Source organism: Acidobacteriota bacterium (genome assembly GCA_016196035.1).
In the GTDB taxonomy this organism is placed as follows: domain Bacteria; phylum Acidobacteriota; class Blastocatellia; order RBC074; family RBC074; genus JACPYM01.
This window is the reverse complement of the sequence record JACPYM010000120.1, coordinates 1-17,165: the sequence shown is the minus strand read 5'-3', so window position 1 is coordinate 17,165 and position 17,165 is coordinate 1. Positions and strand designations below refer to the sequence as shown.

At 57.3% G+C, this 17,165-nt stretch carries 18 protein-coding genes; all 18 read left to right on the top strand.

The window, feature by feature from the left end; genetic code table 11:
• Positions 1-16: 16 nt before the first annotated feature.
• The 18 genes from HY011_33695 to HY011_33610 all read left to right on the top strand — a co-directional run bounded on the left by HY011_33695 (position 17) and on the right by HY011_33610 (position 17,047).
• Positions 17-427, top strand: coding sequence for a hypothetical protein (locus HY011_33695; protein ID MBI3427904.1), 411 nt, complete (start codon positions 17-19; stop codon positions 425-427).
• A 5-nt stretch (positions 428-432) separates the two neighbouring features.
• Positions 433-660 carry a hypothetical protein gene (locus tag HY011_33690; GenBank protein MBI3427903.1) on the top strand — a complete coding sequence of 76 codons (228 nt, stop codon included), beginning with the start codon at positions 433-435 and terminating at the stop codon, positions 658-660.
• 516 nt (positions 661-1,176) lie between these two features.
• Positions 1,177-2,184, top strand: coding sequence for an FTR1 family protein (locus tag HY011_33685; protein MBI3427902.1), 1,008 nt, complete (start codon positions 1,177-1,179; stop codon positions 2,182-2,184).
• A 69-nt stretch (positions 2,185-2,253) separates the two neighbouring features.
• Positions 2,254-2,631, top strand: a complete 378-nt coding sequence (locus HY011_33680; protein MBI3427901.1) for a helix-turn-helix transcriptional regulator — start codon at positions 2,254-2,256, stop codon at positions 2,629-2,631.
• Positions 2,565-3,776 (top strand): DUF4346 domain-containing protein, encoded by a 1,212-nt coding sequence (locus HY011_33675; protein ID MBI3427900.1) that lies wholly within the window; start codon positions 2,565-2,567, stop codon positions 3,774-3,776. Before HY011_33680 ends, HY011_33675 begins: the two co-directional genes overlap by 67 nt.
• Positions 3,777-3,785: 9 nt before the next feature.
• Positions 3,786-4,220, top strand: coding sequence for a hypothetical protein (locus HY011_33670; GenBank protein MBI3427899.1), 435 nt, complete (start codon positions 3,786-3,788; stop codon positions 4,218-4,220).
• A 510-nt stretch (positions 4,221-4,730) separates the two neighbouring features.
• The gene (locus HY011_33665; GenBank protein MBI3427898.1) at positions 4,731-4,952 is read left to right on the top strand and encodes a hypothetical protein; all 222 of its coding nucleotides are present in this window, start codon (positions 4,731-4,733) and stop codon (positions 4,950-4,952) included.
• A gap of 660 nt (positions 4,953-5,612) precedes the next feature.
• Positions 5,613-6,848: a TolC family protein gene (locus HY011_33660; GenBank protein MBI3427897.1), complete on the top strand. Its 1,236-nt coding sequence runs from the start codon at positions 5,613-5,615 to the stop codon at positions 6,846-6,848.
• 8 nt (positions 6,849-6,856) lie between these two features.
• Positions 6,857-7,780: an efflux RND transporter periplasmic adaptor subunit gene (locus HY011_33655; GenBank protein MBI3427896.1), complete on the top strand. Its 924-nt coding sequence runs from the start codon at positions 6,857-6,859 to the stop codon at positions 7,778-7,780.
• Positions 7,781-7,782: 2 nt separating this feature from the next.
• Positions 7,783-10,920 (top strand): efflux RND transporter permease subunit, encoded by a 3,138-nt coding sequence (locus HY011_33650; GenBank protein MBI3427895.1) that lies wholly within the window; start codon positions 7,783-7,785, stop codon positions 10,918-10,920.
• A gap of 3 nt (positions 10,921-10,923) precedes the next feature.
• Entirely contained in the window at positions 10,924-11,274 is a 351-nt protein-coding gene (locus HY011_33645) for a hypothetical protein (GenBank protein ID MBI3427894.1), read from the top strand.
• Between the two features lie 9 nt (positions 11,275-11,283).
• Entirely contained in the window at positions 11,284-11,559 is a 276-nt protein-coding gene (locus HY011_33640; protein ID MBI3427893.1) for a hypothetical protein, read from the top strand.
• A complete protein-coding gene (locus HY011_33635) occupies positions 11,528-12,001 on the top strand; it encodes a hypothetical protein (GenBank protein MBI3427892.1) in 474 nt (157 codons plus the stop codon). Before HY011_33640 ends, HY011_33635 begins: the two co-directional genes overlap by 32 nt.
• A gap of 105 nt (positions 12,002-12,106) precedes the next feature.
• Positions 12,107-12,418 carry a P-II family nitrogen regulator gene (locus tag HY011_33630; GenBank protein ID MBI3427891.1) on the top strand — a complete coding sequence of 104 codons (312 nt, stop codon included), beginning with the start codon at positions 12,107-12,109 and terminating at the stop codon, positions 12,416-12,418.
• 109 nt (positions 12,419-12,527) lie between these two features.
• Positions 12,528-13,952, top strand: coding sequence for a DUF2318 domain-containing protein (locus HY011_33625; GenBank protein ID MBI3427890.1), 1,425 nt, complete (start codon positions 12,528-12,530; stop codon positions 13,950-13,952).
• On the top strand, positions 13,952-15,163 hold the full coding sequence (locus tag HY011_33620; protein ID MBI3427889.1) for an ABC transporter permease: 1,212 nt from the start codon (positions 13,952-13,954) through the stop codon (positions 15,161-15,163). Before HY011_33625 ends, HY011_33620 begins: the two co-directional genes overlap by 1 nt.
• A complete protein-coding gene (locus HY011_33615; protein ID MBI3427888.1) occupies positions 15,153-16,253 on the top strand; it encodes an FtsX-like permease family protein in 1,101 nt (366 codons plus the stop codon). The genes HY011_33620 and HY011_33615 overlap by 11 nt, the downstream gene beginning before the upstream one ends.
• On the top strand, positions 16,250-17,047 hold the full coding sequence (locus HY011_33610; protein MBI3427887.1) for an ABC transporter ATP-binding protein: 798 nt from the start codon (positions 16,250-16,252) through the stop codon (positions 17,045-17,047). Before HY011_33615 ends, HY011_33610 begins: the two co-directional genes overlap by 4 nt.
• Positions 17,048-17,165 lie beyond the last annotated feature (118 nt).

Below are 17,165 nucleotides of genomic sequence, written 5' to 3'. Positions count from 1 at the left end.
CCAGCCGCTCTCGTTTATGAAATCGAACAACAATCTTCTCGCTCCACTCGGAGTTGGATTCGCAATTGGCGCAATTGCCATCGGCACGCTCGTGCTGCTGTGGAATCACGACCGCGAACCTCGCCGTTATTCCGTCCCGCCCGCGTCCGGGACAACCGCGACTCCGATGACGCCGCCCGCCCTCGATTCATCCCAATTCTCACGCCTCAATTCGACCGCGCCGCCAGTCGTTGACCCGGCAGTGGCCCGCGTAGCCGCCCGGTTCGCCTGCTCCTGCGGAACTTGCGGTGAGGAGCGGCTGGACATTTGCAGTTGTGCGACCGCCCAGCAAGAACGCGCCTTCATCCAAGAACAGTTGCGCAATGGCCGCAGTGAGGCCGAGGCCGCTGACGCGGTGAACAAGAAATACGGCGGCTTGAAATCGTAATTCACATGAGCATTGAAGACACAATCGGTTATCAAAACGACGTGCCAACATGTGTGGTTTGTGGCAAAAACGTGGAAGGCGACCGAGGTTTTGCGCGAATCAATCACAAGGGCACAATGCTGAGCCTGTGCTGCCCGCTCTGCTTGGAGACATTCCAGAACGATCCGTCCCCGTATTTGGCACGCTTGGCAAAAATTGAATATTACCAAGCGTTGAAAAAAGGGCCGAAATGAAAACAGGTCTGCGCATAAATCTAAACAGTTTACGCTGTCTCGGCCTTGCGGCCACAAACAAAGCTCAAAACGACCATGTTAACATAGCAACAGCACAATAATTTTCGCGTCACAACGGCTAGGTCCACGAGAAAACCGCGAATTTTCACTCCCGGACGAGAGAGCCACCGATGAACGCGCCCCAATTGGGCGCGACTTGGCGTGTTTCTCTCAAGGCGCTTCGCGGTGCCTCTCGTGGAAATACGTTGGGTTCGCGCCCTCTTTCTTTTTGAATGCGGGGAATTGGGAGCGCACTACGCCTTGGGGCAACAATTCACCGCTAGTTTTCCGCAAGCCATCGCAAGCGGAGGCTTTCCATTTCGGATAGCTTCCTGTCTCGTGGTGAACCATCAAATTGCAACCAGCCATTCCGTCATGTCTGAACAACCCGGCACACCGGACAAGCCTGCGAACAATCGCGTGCGCCTCGCGTTTCGTATTCTGCTTCTGCTGGCAGCATTGATTGTGGCCGGAGTCTTGGTGTGGCAAGGCATCACATCAGGAGGCAATCCTGATCCCACTGCTCCGAACACCAGCCCGACCGCCGCGCTGCTCAACATCGCAGTGCTCGTTTTCCGCGAGGGGTTGGAATGTATTCTCGTGCTCTCCGCCATTACCGCGAGCATGACGGGCAAGAAGCAGGTGCATCGTCGGCCAGTGATGGCGGGCGCGGGCATCGCTTTCATCGCGACGCTCATCACATGGTTCATCGCTGCCGGCATCGTCAGCAATCTGACGGGAAGTGTTTCCGCGCTCAACCTGCAAGCCGCCACCGGATTGCTGGCTGTCATCGTCCTGCTTGTGATTATGAATTGGTTCTTCCACAAAATTTATTGGGGCGGCTGGATGACGATGCACAACCGGAGGAAAAAGGATTTGATCGAAAGCGCGAGCGACCCGGAAGTTTCCAAGGCGAGCCTGCTGTGGGGATTGGGCTTGCTCGGTTTCACTTCACTCTATCGCGAGGGCTTCGAGGTCGTGCTTTTCCTGCAAAGTTATTATTTGCGAATGGGCGGCAAGGCCGTCTTGGGCGGCGCGTTGCTCGGACTTTTCTTCACCGGCATTGTTGCCGTGCTGACTTTCGTAGCGCATCGCAAATTGCCCTACCGGAAAATGCTGGTTCTCACCGGCGTCATGCTCGGCGTGGTGTTGCTCGTCATGGTCGGCGAACAAGCGCAAGAGATGCAACTGGCACACTGGATTCCCACGACGGAGATCAGCAGCTTGGCCAACGTAATCCCGCCGTGGTTGGGATTGTGGTTCGCCATTTTCCCGACGCGCGAAACACTGATTGCCCAGGCACTCGCCGCGATTGTCGTCGTTGGTTCTTACTACCTTGCGCGCGGCAAGACTGCGCCGCCTTGTCAGGATGAAACCGAAGTTATTTTGGGCCACTCCGCAAATTGTCCGATGGCGCAGAATACGGGGCAGACAAAACTGAACCAGTGCCCGCAATGCGGCATGAAGTTGGTCAAGAAGCCATGACGGCAATCGAGCACGAATCATAAATTAGGACTTGCCCGTGCTGAATACACGATTACACTGATTCGTGTAATGAGTGCGAGCAAATCAACTTCTCCAGGCCGGAAAGCTTGTCCGGTGAAACCTTCGCTTGGCGACAGGCCGTTAATGAATGTCAAAGCTGCGGCAAGGCTGGCCGAGGTGTTCGGCGTCCTCGCCAGTGAAACGCGGCTGCGACTGCTTCACGCATTGGAGCGCAACGGCGAATTTTCCCCGACGGCACTCGCGGACGCGGTCGGAATGAAGGTGCAAGCGGTTTCCAACCAGCTTCAACTTCTCGCGGCGCGCGGCATCGTTTCATCGCGACGCGACGGCAATTCTGTGTTTTATCGGCTGGACGACCCGTGCATTGCCACGTTGCTCGACCGAGGTTGGTGTCTGGCCGAGGATTCCAAGTTGCGTATAAAATGAGCACTGCCCTCCATCAAGCCGACACGCCGAATGTGAATGAGGCGGTGAAGCAATTGAAGGACGCGACAGCGGCGAAGAAATGCTGGCATTGCGGTTGTCTGCACAGTTCGCTTCGAGCCATTGAGGAGGCTTATCCGAATTCTGCGCGACCCGAACAACTCGCTTCAATTGTTGAACTCGCTCGTTCGCGTTTGAGTGACGTGAAATATGACTGTCTTGGTTGTGAAGTGTGTTGGCCTGCGCTTGCCATCAATGCGCTCGGTGTCGAGGGCGATGCCTGTCCGAGCGAAGCGGCGGAAGCTCGCGAAGGCTGGCCGCCGTTGCCCGGCTCATACAATGTTCTCCGCTATCACGCTCCCGTCGCAGTTTGCACACTCACGGATGAATCCTTGACCAAGACAGTTGTTCCGGCTGCCGGAGCGGAGATTGCAATTGTCGGAACAATGCAGACGGAAAACCTCGGCATTGAACGGCTGATGCAAAACACGCTGGCAAATTCCAACATTCGATTCATCGTGTTGTGCGGAGCGGATTCACGGCAAGCGATTGGTCACTTGCCTGGGCAGTCCTTGATTGCGTTGTCTCGTTCGGGCGTGGATGAGCGAATGCGAATCATCGGCGCACCAGGCAAGCGGCCAATTCTTCGCAACGTGAGCCGCGAGGCGGTTGAACATTTTCGGCGCACGGTTGGGATAGTTGATTTGATTGGCGAAACCGGCGTGCCGCAAATTCTCGACGCAACGAAAAATTGTGCATCGCGGAATCCCGGCCCTGCCGAACCGTTTGCCGGAGCACGGTCGGTCGCCACCATCGCGGGTTACATTCCGCAGCGCATGATTTCCGACCCGGCCGGATACTTTGTGATTTTTCCCGACTGCGGACGCCGGTTGCTGATGCTGGAACATTATCGCAACGATGGCGTGCTGGATATTGTCATTGAGGGACACGCGCCCGCCGAACTTTACATTCCTGCAATCGAAAAGAATTTAATTTCCCGCCTCGATCACGCGGCGTATCTCGGCAAAGAACTGGCACGCGCAGAGCAATCGTTGTTGAACGGCGGGTCATTTGTGCAGGATGCCGCGCCGGAATTGCAAGCTGTGGATGAACATTCAACCAAGCCGTCAGCTTGTGGCTGCGGCTGAAAACAAACTATGAAAAAGACTCTCATCATTGCTGGCCTGACAATCATCGCTGCGACAATCGTTGTTTCGCAGATTCAAACCAACTCCGCGCCGCCCGCAAAACCACCGCCATCCACAGTAGAATCATCAAAAACGAATACGGTGCTCGGTGTCGAAAACTTCATGAGGAACGTGGATCGCTACCGCGGGCGCGTTCAGGTGGAAGGCGTCGTGAGTTCCGTCTCCGCAACCAATCAGACCCTCGGTCTGATTGACGTGCGCGAGTTTCAAACGTGCGGCTTGGAAAAATGCGCCGAACTGACTTTGCCGGTTCGTTGGACCGGGGCGATGCCCACTGTCGGTCAAGCCTTTCGTGCAAATGGGGAAGTTCAGAAAGAGAAAGGCAAACTTGTATTTGTCGCCAAGACTTTGGAGAAGTTTGAATTGTCGGCAAAAGGAAAGTGATGAAGGATGAAGCCTCGTCGTCTGATACTGCCAACGCTGGTGTTCGTGACAGCGGGCCTGATCCACTTCGCGTGGCTGGGCATGTTTCCAGAAAACGACCCGGCGCAAGCCCGCTGGCAAACAGTCGTCGCGGGAGAAAGCTCGTCTTGGTTGAGTCGCTATTTGGAAGCACAAAGTTACTGGCTTGGCTATTCTTACGCCCTGTCGCTGGCTTTCGCAGCAGTAGCACTGCGGCGCTATCAAGAACAGCGGATGTGTGTCGCGCGAAATCTCGCTGTGGGCGGCGTCACTCTGACGGGATTCCTCGCGTTTGCAGGATGCTTCCTGATTGGCTGCTGCGGTTCGCCGATGCTGGGCGTGTATTTGAGTTTGTTCGGAGCTTCCTTCCTGCCGTGGGCGAAACCTTTGGTCGCCGGACTGACAACCGTGATGATTGCGGCGTCCTACTGGTGGATGCGGAGTCGTAGTCGGAGAGCAAAACCGTCCGCACCGTGTTGCACGCCCCCTGCCGTGAAGCCGGGGCTGCAATCCGTGCTGACCTGTCCACAGTGCGGCGTCCGCAAAGAGGAAACGATGCCGACCGACTCGTGCCAGTTCATCTACGAATGCACGAATTGCCACACGCTGCTGCGGCCCAAACCGGGCGACTGCTGCGTCTTTTGCTCTTATGGGTCGGTGAAATGTCCGCCGAAACAAGTCGAGGCGGCTACTGCACTTGTTGAGTGCCGCTAACCGAAGGCCACAATGCAAAATGGACAACTGCCCCAAGTGCGGCATGAAGCTGGTCAAGATGAAGGGTAAAAATGTTTAATTGAACATATTTTGCTTTTCAGGCATCTATAAGTGGCGTGCGGTATTGCAGAAACATTTTATTTGCGCTGGCAGCGTTCCTCTGGCTGCCAGTGTCCGCACATTGCCAGCTAGAAACCGTTCCCGGCCTCGAATTCCTTCGTTGTCCGCCCGACGCGCAATCTGCGCGCGGCACAAGCACGGATTGCGGCGACTGCGGTTGCTGTGCGGCTGAAAAGGCTCAATACAAGACCGGGCAACTTCGCCTGACGCTTCCGTCGCCGGACTTGCTGCCGATGACTTTCGCGCCGCTGTTGACCCCGGCGAACTCTTTGCCCGATGAAGTCAGCTTGGGAATCCTCACGGCTGCGCCTCCGCAGTTGCTCAAGACCTGGCAGTTCACTTCCCGCACGGCACTTCCTGTCCGTGCTCCTTCCATTGCTTCGTAATTAGTCCCGTCCGGGACTTCCCTCTAGTCGCGGTGTGATTTCACGCCGTGGAGTTTTGTTTTCCCATTTCGGTTTGTCCGTTTGATTGATTATGAAGCAATGGAATTTTTGCAGTTTGCCACTCCTCTTGGCGGTGGCGCTTGGAAGCACAATTGTGTTTTCAGCGAAAGGCCAGGAAACGAACGCCGTCCCCGGCACGAATGTGCTGACACTGGACGCCGCGATTCGCTATGCGCTCGACAGCAATCCCGACATCCGAGTGCTATCGGCGGACATTGCATCGGCGCGAGGTGAAGTGACCACGGCGAAGACATGGCAGAATCCCGAAGTGTCCGTCGCGCCGGGTTTTAAGAGCGTGCGCGATCCGTCCACGACGGAATTTCACGGCGATTTCGGACTGGAACAAACCTTCGAGTGGCCGGGCAAACGCGCGTTGCGCCGCGCCGTGGCGGAAAAGAATGTTGCCGTGCGCCAGCTTGCGCTCGCGGGATTCCGCTCGCAACTCGCCATTCAGGTGCGACGCGCCTACTTCACCGTGCTCGCGACGCGCGAAGTCGTGGGCTTGCGTGAACAACGGCTGGCACTCGCCAGATCGTTCGTGGACGCCGCGAAGAAAAAAGTTGAGGGCGGCTTCGCGCCGGAGTTCGAGGCGACCAAGGCGGAGGTCGAAGTTGTGACCGCGCAAAAATCATTGCGCGAGGCGCAGGCGCAGCACGACGCCGCGCGCGTGGCGTTGAACGCCCTGATGGGTCGGAAGCCGACCGAGCCGATGACGATCACAGGCGCACTCGGTGAGAGCGTCGCGTTACCCAACCAATCCACGCTGCTAGAGCAGGCGTTGGCGCGGAATCCGGGCGTCAAAGTTCAGGAAGCCGAAGCGGAACGCACCGGGTTGAGTCTGCAATCCATCCGCAAATCGCGACTCCCTGATTTCAAAGTTGGACCGAGCGTCGAATACACCCGCGACGAACAAATTGTTGGCTTCGGCTTGAGTTTGCCGCTGCCGTTGTGGGACAAGAAAAAGGGCGCAATCGCCACGGCAACCGCCGAGCAGGAAAAGGCGCTGGCCGAGTTGGAAAAGTTGCGGCGCGAAATCCTGCGCGCCGTGACGACCGCTTCGCAGAATCTCACCGCGGCGAAGGAGTCACTCGCTTTTTACACGCCCGCATTGCGCGACAAACTCAGAACCTCGCTGGATGCCGCCGCTCAAAGCTACTCGGAAGGCCGCACACCCTTGTTGCTCTATCTCGAATCGCAGCGCACCTATTTCAACACGCAGGCCGACTACTTCGAGACACTGCAAAAACTTTTTGAAGCGCAAGCGGAACTTGAATCCGGCATCGGCGTTTCCCTTGACCAACTTTCCCAACCGCAAATTGAAACCAAATGAATTCTCCCATGAAACATCTGCTCCTTGTCCCCATGTTCGCCGTTGCCCTCGTGGGTTGCGGCAAGAAAGAAGAAGCCGTTGAAGCCAAACCCGAGGCCGCACACGAGCAAAACATTGTCACGTTGACCAAGGGGAACTTGGAACACATGACTTTGAACGTCGAACCGGCCACGTTGGGCAATCTCGGCATGACGCTCAAGGCGGCGGGCCGCGTCAGTGCCAACCTAAACAAAACGGCCAAAGTTACGCCCACGCTCGAAGGCCGCATGGTAAAACTCAACTTCGATTTGAATGACCGAGTGAAGGCGGGCGACGTGCTGGCGCTGGTCGAGTCGCCGGAGTTACTTGGCAAGTTGCTCGAACTCAAAGCGCCAATAGATGGCGTCATCATCGAGCGCAAAGCCACGACCGGCGAGTTGGGGGATAAGAGCAGAGAGATTTACACAATAAGCGACCCGACCCAGCTTTGGGTGATTGCAGAAATCAAGGAGCGCGACATCGCCGCCGTCAAAGTTGGACAGGAATCGGCATTCGCCGTCCTGCCTTATCCGCAGGAGAAGTTCGGCGGCAAAGTTGTTCTTGTCGGCAACCAGGTAGAAGCCGCGTCGCGCACGCTGGAAGTCCGCATTGCCGTAGATAATGCGGATGGACGCCTGAAGCCGGGGATGTTCGCCGACGTGGAGATCACCACCACGATTCTCGAAAATGTATTGCTCATTCCTGACAGCGCGTTGCAAACGGACGGGGAGTATCAAATCGTCTTCGTCGCGCTCGACGGAAATAAGTTTGAAAAGCGTGTCGTGAAACTCGGCGAGGAACAGCAAGGCCGCGTGCAGGTTTTGGAAGGCTTGAAAGCGGGCGAGAAAGTCGTGACCGAGGGCAGCTTCATTTTGAAATCGGAAATGCTCAAAGGCGAATTGGGAGAGGAATAACCATGATTAACCCCATTCTCAATTTCTCCGTTCGTCAACGGCTGCTCGTCGTTCTTGGCACGTTGATCCTCGCCGGGTTCGGCGTGCTCGCCGTCAAACAAATCCCGATTGATGCCTTTCCTGACGTGACAAACGTGCAGGTGCAAGTGCTCGCCACGGCTGGCGCGATGTCGCCCCCGCAGATGGAACTGCTGGTCACCCGGCCAATTGAAATCGAGCTTGCCGGATTGCCGCGACTGACCGAAGTGCGCTCCGTTTCCAAAATCGGCTTGAGCGCCATCACGGTCGTTTTCGAGGACGGCGTGAATGATTATTTTGCACGGCAGCTTGTCTTTGAGCGGTTGCAAGGTGCGCGCGACAAACTGCCCGCAGGCGTCGAAGCCAATCTTGGACCGATCACGACCGGCTTGGGCGAGATTTTCCAATACACGCTCGTCAGCAAGGACAAGAAATACGACGCGACCGAACTGCGCACAATTGAGGACTACATCGTGCGCCCGATACTTCGCACTGTGCCGGGCGTCACGGACGTGAATTCCTTCGGCGGTTTGGTGAAGCAATATCAGGTGATCGTGAAACCTGACCGGCTAACCTCCTACGGCATCAGACTGCAAGAAGTCTTCGAGGCGCTGGAGAAAAACAACGCCAACGCCAGCGGCAATTTCATTGAGCACAAATCCGAACAATACATCGTGCGCGGTTTGGGTTTGGTGAAAGGCGTCAAAGACATCGAGAATATAATTGTCGCCACGCATGAGCATGTCCCGATATACGTTCGCGACGTGGCGGACGTGCAAATCGGCGCGGAACTACGGCAGGGTGCAGTCACAGCCAACGGCGAAGGCGAAGCCGTCGCGGGAATTGTCCTCATGCTCAAAGGCGCAAGCGGCCGCGACGTGGTCAACGCGGTGAAGGAAAAACTACCCTCGATTCAAAAGGCGTTGCCCAAGGGCGTTGAAATCGTTCCGTTCTATGACCGCACCGACCTTGTGAAGAAAGCCATTCACACGGTTACCAAAGCGCTGCAAGAAGGCGCGATTTTCGTCTTCATCATTCTCATCGTGTTGCTGGCGGATATTCGCAGCGCCATCATTGTCACGCTGGTTTTGCCGCTGGCCGCTTTGTTCGCCTTCATCATGATGAAATGGTTTGGCTTGAGCGCAAATCTCATGTCGCTCGGCGGTCTGGCCATTGGCATCGGCATGATGGTGGACGGCGCGGTCGTGATGGTGGAAAACATCCATCGCCATCTGACCGAGAAAGCAGATGAGGCGGAGAAACATGCCCACGCCAGCAAAACGGAGATCGTGCTTTACGCCGCCAAAGAAGTGGGCCGTCCGATTGTCTTCGGCATCTTCATCATCATCGTGGTGTTCCTGCCGCTGTTCACGCTGCAAGGGTTCGAGGGTAAGATGTTCAGTCCGCTTGCGTTCACCATCTCGTTTGGCTTGCTCGGCTCGCTGATTCTCTCGCTGACGCTCGTGCCGATGCTCTGCACTTACTTTTTGAAACAAGTGCCGCATGAACACGACCCGTTTCACATCCGCTGGTTGAAGCACATCTACCTCGTGATGCTCAAACCGTGCGTGCGCCGTCCGTGGGTCGTAGTTCTTCCGGCACTATTGACGCTGGCCGGCGCGTTCGCGCTCGTGCCCCGCATCGGCACGGAGTTTTTGCCCGCGCTCGACGAAGGCTCGATTGCGGTGCAGACGTTCCGCATCCCCAGCATTTCACTGCCGCAATCGTTGGAGTTGCAGCAGAAGGCGGAAAGAATCCTGAAAAACTTTCCGGAAGTCATAGACGTGGTTTCCAAAACGGGCCGGGCGGACATCGCGTCCGACCCGATGGGCGTCGAAATCAGCGACGTGATTGTCACCCTCAAGCCGCGCGAAGAATGGACGACCACCAAATCGAAAGAAGAACTCGTGGAAAAAATGCGCGAGGCGTTGGCAGAACTTCCCGGAGTCGCATCGAGCTTTTCCCAGCTCATCGCACTGCGCGTGGACGAACTGGTGAGCGGTGTCAAATCCGCCATTGGCATCAAAATCTTTGGCGACGACCTCGCGGTCTTGAAAGATAAGGCCGAAGCGATCGAGCGCGTGCTGCGAAAAGTGCGCGGCGCGGCGGACATCAACGTCGAAAAAGTCAGCGGCCTCGCCTATCTCGAAATCGAAATAGACCGCGACAAAATCGCCCGCTACGGCATCAACGTGGCTGACGTGCAACAAGTCGTCGAGACGGCCATCGGCGGCAAAGAAGCCAGCAAGGTTTATGAAGGGCAAAAAGTGTTTGGCCTTGCGGTGCGCTTTCCTGAATACGCCCGCAACGATGTCGAGCCGATTCGCAACATTCTCGTTGCCACTCCGAATGGTGCTCTAATCCCTCTTGGTCAGCTCGCCAAGGTTCAAGTCACCGAAGGTCCGGCCCAGATCAGCCGCGAAATGGCGCAACGCCGAATCGTGATTCAGTGCAATGTCACCGACCGCGACCTGGGCGGCTTTGTGCAGGAGGCCAAAGAGAAGATTGACGCGGCGGTGAAATTTCCACCGGGCTATCTGGTCGTGTGGGGCGGGCAGTTTGAAAACCAGCAACGGGCGATGAAACGGTTTTCAATCGTCGTGCCCATCACCATTGCTTCGATCTTTTTGCTCCTGTTCAGTTCGTTCAACTCGGTGAAACAAGCGTTACTCATCATCATGAACATTCCGTTTGCGCTGATTGGCGGCATTCTCGCGCTCGTCATCGGCCATTTCAATTTGAGCGTGAGCGCCAGCGTCGGCTTTATCGCGCTCTTTGGCGTGGCCGTGCTCAACGGCATCGTAATGGTCAGTTACTTCAACGAACTGCGCCGCGAAGGAATGAACGTCGAGTTGGCTGTTGTGAAAGGGGCGATTCTCCGGCTGCGACCGGTGCTCATCACCGCCAGCGTCGCCGCACTTGGCCTTGTCCCGATGCTCTTCGCCACCGGGCCGGGGAGCGAAATTCAAAAGCCGCTCGCCGCCGTCGTCATCGGCGGACTTATCAGTTCAACGCTCCTGACGTTATTCATGCTGCCGACGCTCTACAAAGTCTTCGAGCGTGAGAAGACAAAGGACACGACCATTCATCTGCCTGAGCCGCCGTCAACACAGGAACTCTGAAATATGAAGATGGCCACGCGGTCCAAAACCACGAATGCTCTCGCCGCCTTGCTGTTGACGGCCACGCTCCTGACAACGCCCAATGCGGAAGCGCGTCCGCCGCGTGCCCGCGAAGCACTCGCCGTTATCCAAACCCTCAACTACGACAAGCGCACAGTATCGCTTGATTACCCACAAGGCCGCGGCCCGTGCGAGTTGATTTGGAATTCGCACACACAATTCCTGCGCGACTGGAAGTGTGTGCCTGCTACCGAACTTAAGAACGGCACACGCGCGACGGTTTACTACCGCTCGCCGTTTTTCGGAAAGCCGTTCGTCACGAAAACAGTCTGGATCAACCAACACCAACCTTGATGAGAACCAGTGAGCCGATGGAAGTCACCACAAACCGCCGCCAAGCACGCCCAAAGTGCTGCGAAGCAGGCGGAGCAGCTTCGCAAAGAGAAGCGCAAAAGTCGGCTGATGTTAATCGGTGTCGCTCTGGTTTCGATTTCGCTTGTCGTCGCGGACTACTTCTGGCTAAGAGCACGAGCGCGACAGCGCCATCAACAACATTTGCAACATCAGCATCGGAAGGAAATGCAAACCAACGAGGTCGCCACTCCCGATGCCACCACTACAAACCGCAACAGGGAATAAAGAGGTTGAACCACTGTTGAGAATCAGTATCATGTGCAACGTGGACTTGCTGAAGTCAATTCTGGTCCTGCTCCTGATGGGAACTTGGTTTCCCTGCGTGGTGCATTGCCAGTTGACGAATAGTCGGCTGGCTCAAAACCCGGCCGGGTGCGGCAACGCAAGCTTCCAGACCGCATTCTATGCCGGCAGCGACGAGGATTGCCGAATTTGTGATTGGGTTTCCTCCGGCGGTTACGAGCAATCGGAAACCAAGGTTGTCGCGCCTGAATTTGCGACGGTCGTTGTCCCAAGTTTCTGCCAAACCATTCTTGATGAGCAATTGCTTGCTCTGAAGTCGGGCTGCCAGACGGAATGGAGCACTGCTCCGCCCGAACTCGCCTCAACTTTTCACTTCGCCTTCCGCACGGCTCTGCCGCCGCGCGCTCCTTCTCTCATTTCGTAACCCGTCTCTCACGAGACGGTCATCGGTCGCGGTGTGTTCACACGCCGCGAAACGTTCCTTTCGCCTGATCCGTTACAGTCCGTTTAAGCAGCCCATTACAAAGTTATGAAAGAAGTCAAAGCCATCATCAAACCGATCATGCTTGAGACCGTCCTTGATGCTTTGCGTGAAATCAAAGGCTTGCCTGCGGTGACAATTTCCCAAGCGCACAGTCTTTCCGAGGGCCACGGCGCATTCGACCAGATCGCCAAAACCAGGCTGGAAATCATTTTACCGGATAATCTGGCAGAGACGGTCGTCCGAGCCGTCCAGAAGGCCGCGCACACAGGCCTTGTTGACGACGGGTGCATCGTTGTCACTCCCATTGAGCAGACGATGGATGTTCGCACGGGAGCTTCCCTCGAAGAAGGGCAATGAGAGACGCGCAATCCACCGCTAAAGAATGGCAACCTGCCGACAGTGGGCTGGCTGTCATCACTTTATACTCACACGGTGAAAGCAAATCTTAATTTCGGGAGATACGGCCATGTTTGAATCCTTTGTCATCATGTTGCGCGAGGGCGTCGAGGCGGCGCTCGTCATCGACATTCTCCTTGTCGTGCTTCGTCAGTCGGGTCGGCGGCACTTGGAGCGGCCCGTGTTCTTGGGGCTCGGTCTGGCCGTTGTCGCCAGCATTGCCGCAGCCGTGGCTCTGCGGCTGTTACCGATCAATGGAGAAGCTTACGAGGGTGTGCTCTATTGGGTTTCGGCAGCGTTCGTCGGGACGATGATGTGGTGGGTGCATCGCAATGCCCGCAAATTCAAGTCGCAAGTCGAGCAGCGCGTGCGGCAGGCCGCTCAGGCCTCACCGGAACGCAGCATTCAAGAGATGTGGGGCTTGGGTGCGTTTGCCTTCCTGATGGTGTTCCGCGAAGGTGCGGAGACGGTATTGCTTCTCAGCGCGGTCAATCTCACGACCGAGGCGATGTTCAGCTTCATCGGCACGTTGCTGGGCCTCGTGGGCGCAGTCGTCTTCGGAGTGATGTTCGTGCGCGGCAGCTTGCACGTGAATCTGCGGCGGTTCTTCACCGTGACCGAATGGGTGCTGGCCATTTTCGTCGCACAACTTGTTATCAACGGCTATCACGAGTTCTCCGAAGCGGGTGTTCTTCCCGCCACGCAGCGAAGCATGGCACTCGTCGGCCCAATTGTTCGCCACAACTCACTCTTCATCCTCGCCATCGTAGCGATCCCGCTGTGGGTTTGGATCTCCGGGTTAAAGAAACCTGCGCTGGTGACGGAAGGATTGGCAGAAGCCGAACGGCGGCTGGCCTTGGCGCGGGCGGCCCGCGAGCGGTTCTACGGCTACGGCGCGATCTTGAGCGCGCTCATCGTGCTCGCATCGGTCACGGTGGTTTACGCGCGCGAAGCGATGCCGAAAAAACTGCCTCCGCCAGAACCAATCCACGCCGAGAATGGTTTCGTGACCGTTGAACTGTCCGCGCTCGAAGACGGCAAGCTGCATCGCTACGGCTTCGCGAGCGGCAATCGGACCGTGCGATTTCTGGCACTGAAAACCGCCGATGGCAAAATCCACACCGCTCTCGACGCGTGCGAAATCTGTGGCGCGTTCGGCTACTTGCAAGAAGGCCCGAATCTCATTTGCCTGAACTGCGTTGCAGAGATCAATCCCCTCACGGTTGGTCAGGCTGGCGGATGCAACCCTGTTCCATTGGAGGGTGAGTTGTCAGCGACTGCGATCAACGTGCGCGTGACCACGCTGGAGAAGGAGGCGCACCGCTTTCCGGCAATGGAGCAGACCGGCCTTACGGCCATTGATCCAATCTGTGGAATGATGGTGAACATGAACGAAGCCGCCGCGTTCGAGACGGTCAACGGCAAGACTTACTATTTTTGCCGGGCAAAATGCCGGGATTTGTTCCGCGAGAAAAACAAGGAGTCCCACCGCTGATGTTTTACCGGATGCTCATGGAATCGCTGATGCGGCGCGGCTCGCGCAAGCTGCTCGCCGCAGTGGCAGTGTGGATTGGCGTGACGCTCGTCGTCGCACTGCTCGCGTTGAGTCTTGATGTCGGCGACAAGATGAATCGCGAGTTGCGCTCCTTCGGCGCGAACATCAAGCTTGAACCCGCCAGCGCCGCCATTCCTGTGCGCGTTGGCGGTCACGAACTGGCGGCAGCGGTCCAACCGGCTTTCTTGCAGGAAACGCAACTCGTCGCGCTGAAATCGCTCTTTTGGGCTAACAACATCCTCGGCGTGTCTCCGCGCCTGTGGGCAAAGGCAAACGTGCATGATCGTGAGCGTCCGCTGCTCGGTGTAAGGCTGGAAAACCGCCCGCTCGCGTGGCAACTCACCGGCGTATGGCCATCCAGCGCGGATGAATGCTTGCTCGGCGCTGACCTCGCCCGCGAACTCCATCTGGCCACCGGGCAAACCATCCGAGTTGGCGATGCAACATTGCGAATCGTCGGTGTTGTCTCCACGGGCGATTCAGAAGACACCGCCGTCATCGCCGCGCTGCCGACGGTGCAGCGCATTGCCGGACTCGAAGGCAAAATTTCCGAAGCGGAAATCAGCGCATTGACCACGCCCGAAAACAAGCTGGCCGAGAAATACCGGCTCGACCCGAAGGCGCTCACGTCGGCGGAATACGAGCGGTGGTTTTGCACGCCGTATCCCGGCTCGATCGCAGCGGACATCCAGAAGGCCGTGCCCGGTTCAGCCGCGCGAGTGGTGCGCCGCGTCTCCGAATCGCAAGGTGTCGTCCTGACGCGGATTCAGGGGCTGGTGTTGCTGTTGGGATTGCTGGCACTGATGGCTTGCACGTTGAGCACGATGGGCGTGTTGACTTCAGCGGTCCTGGAACGCCGCACCGAAGTGGCGCTGATGCGGGCCATCGGCGCGCACGGGGAAAACATTTTACGGCTGTTTCTGACCGAAGCGAGCTTGCTGGGACTGGCGGGCGGCACGGTCGCAGCCGCGACCGGTTCGTGGCTCGGCGCGTGGTTGGTCCATGCTGTATTTGGCAGCCAGACGGAGACCCACGCGGCGTTGTGGCTGCTCTCTCCAATGCTCGGCTTGATCACGGCTCTGGCAGGGAGTGCGCTGCCCGTTGCGCACACTTTGAATCAAAACACAGCGGAGGTGCTTCATGGCAACTAACCGGCGCGGGATGCTGGCGACAATGGTAGTGCGTTCGCTGCTGAACAACGCGCGCATTTCCGCCTGGACACTCATTACACTGGCCATGTGCGCTGCGCTGGTCACGTTGTTCACCACCGCCGCGTTTGAAGTGGGCCGAAAAATGAGCGCCGCGTTACGCCAGGTCGGCGCAAACGCCGTGGCCTATCCCGCCAACGCAGCACAAACCGACTGGAGTGCGTTTACGAACGTCGCGCACGCTCACGGGGCGAGCGTGGCGCAGTTGGCGGTGCGCGTCGGGATGATCAAAGGCAATCCTGTGGCTGTCGTCGCAGCCGACCCGGAAGCATTGCGCCAGCTTACGCCTTATTGGGCGGTGACCGGCCAGCGGGCAGCGGGCGCAAAAGAATGTGTGGTCGGACGCCGCGCCGCAACCACGCTGGAATTGAAGACCGGGCAGCCAGTGTCAATTGAATGGCCGGGAGAATCAAAGTCGTCGCAGTTTACCGTCGCGGGCATTATGGAAACCGGAGATGAAGACGATGACCGCGTGTTTGTGACCGGGCCGTTGGAGCAAACCGAATTTCGTTACGCGCTGTTGTCCGTGGCCGGCGGCGAAAATCAGATTGACCGGATGGCGCAAGCGTTGACTGCGTCCAGCGCCAACGTCGAGATCAAGCCATTGCGGCAGATTCTGCGCGGCGAGGAGCATGTGCTGGAAAAAGTAAACCTGCTGTGCGTCGTGAGTCTTTGGACCGTGCTGGTGCTCACCGCGCTGGGGGTTTCCGCTTCGATGCTGGCGCGCGTGATCGAACGGCGGAAGGAGTTTGCTCTCTTGCAAGCATTGGGTGCAAAGAGGCGCTCGGTAATTGGCTTTCTGTTGGCTGAAAGCGCCGCGCTGGGATTAGCAGCAGCCGTCATTGGTTTCGGCATCGGCACAGCTTTGGCCGCGCTCGTGTCGCGACAGATTTTTCACGCCGTCATCACGCCGCACGGCACGGCAGGACTAGCCGCGCTCGGAACAACCACGCTTGTCGCTTTGCTGGCGGGAGGCATCGCTTGCGTGCGCGCCCTGCGCTTTCAACCCGCAACCGCTTTGAGAGGAGAATGAACATGAACACTGTCGCGATTACTCTGGAAAACGCAACCCGCGCCTATCCGGGCGGCGTGTGCGCGCTCGACGGCGTGTCCGTTCAAATCGCATTGGGCGAGTGGGTGTCGTTAATCGGTCCGTCCGGCTCAGGCAAAACGACCTTTCTCAACTTGCTGGATGGCTTGGATCGCCCGACCAGCGGTCGTGTCGTAGTGTTGGAACGCGAAACAACTCAATTTGCTTCCGACGAGATGACGACCTTTCGACGTGAAAACATCGGCCTCATCTTCCAGCAGTTTCACCTCATCCCCTATCTGACCGCGCTCGAAAACGTGATGTTGGCGCAGTATTACCATTCACTCGCCGACAAGGAGCAAGCCGCGCGCGCGCTGGAAGCGGTGCAAATGACGCATCGCACCAGCCACCTGCCGTCGCAACTTTCGGGCGGCGAACAGCAGCGCGTATGCATCGCCCGCGCGCTGATCAACGACCCGAAAATCATCCTTGCCGACGAACCTACAGCCAATCTCGATGAGGCGAATGAGGAAAAGGTGATTGAGATCTTCCACGCCCTTCACCAGCGGGGTAAAACCATCGTCGTCGCCACGCACGACCCGGGTCTCGGCAACCTGGCCCAACGAAAAATTCTGCTGCGTCACGGCCGTGTCGTCGCCGAATATCGAAATGATGGAGTTGCTGCCGCGATAAATTGTCCAACGGACTTGCGTGAGAGAGCGACGCACAAATCAGACGCGTGCCCAAACTGCGGCATGAATCTGTTCAAGAAACACGAACATCAACAGGTCATTTGATGCGCAAATAGACTCGTCGCGAACGCGCGGCAGAGAAAGGAAACAAATGAATATGCTGTATGTGAAAGAAGCCCAGGGAACGGTCGAGGCCGCTGGCAAGCGGCTGGAGGAAGCCGTT

Bases quoted from the DNA above. Each gene is read 5' to 3' on its own strand.
- HY011_33695 (MBI3427904.1), top strand. From the start codon at position 17: ATGAAATCGAACAACAATCTTCTCGCTCCACTCGGAGTTGGATTCGCA.
- HY011_33690 (MBI3427903.1), top strand. From the start codon at position 433: ATGAGCATTGAAGACACAATCGGTTATCAAAACGACGTGCCAACATGT.
- HY011_33680 (MBI3427901.1), top strand. From the start codon at position 2,254: ATGAGTGCGAGCAAATCAACTTCTCCAGGCCGGAAAGCTTGTCCGGTG.
- HY011_33670 (MBI3427899.1), top strand. From the start codon at position 3,786: ATGAAAAAGACTCTCATCATTGCTGGCCTGACAATCATCGCTGCGACA.
- HY011_33655 (MBI3427896.1), top strand. From the start codon at position 6,857: ATGAAACATCTGCTCCTTGTCCCCATGTTCGCCGTTGCCCTCGTGGGT.
- HY011_33650 (MBI3427895.1), top strand. From the start codon at position 7,783: ATGATTAACCCCATTCTCAATTTCTCCGTTCGTCAACGGCTGCTCGTC.
- HY011_33645 (MBI3427894.1), top strand. From the start codon at position 10,924: ATGAAGATGGCCACGCGGTCCAAAACCACGAATGCTCTCGCCGCCTTG.
- HY011_33635 (MBI3427892.1), top strand. From the start codon at position 11,528: ATGCCACCACTACAAACCGCAACAGGGAATAAAGAGGTTGAACCACTG.
- HY011_33630 (MBI3427891.1), top strand. From the start codon at position 12,107: ATGAAAGAAGTCAAAGCCATCATCAAACCGATCATGCTTGAGACCGTC.
- HY011_33625 (MBI3427890.1), top strand. From the start codon at position 12,528: ATGTTTGAATCCTTTGTCATCATGTTGCGCGAGGGCGTCGAGGCGGCG.
- HY011_33620 (MBI3427889.1), top strand. From the start codon at position 13,952: ATGTTTTACCGGATGCTCATGGAATCGCTGATGCGGCGCGGCTCGCGC.
- HY011_33615 (MBI3427888.1), top strand. From the start codon at position 15,153: ATGGCAACTAACCGGCGCGGGATGCTGGCGACAATGGTAGTGCGTTCG.
- HY011_33610 (MBI3427887.1), top strand. From the start codon at position 16,250: ATGAACATGAACACTGTCGCGATTACTCTGGAAAACGCAACCCGCGCC.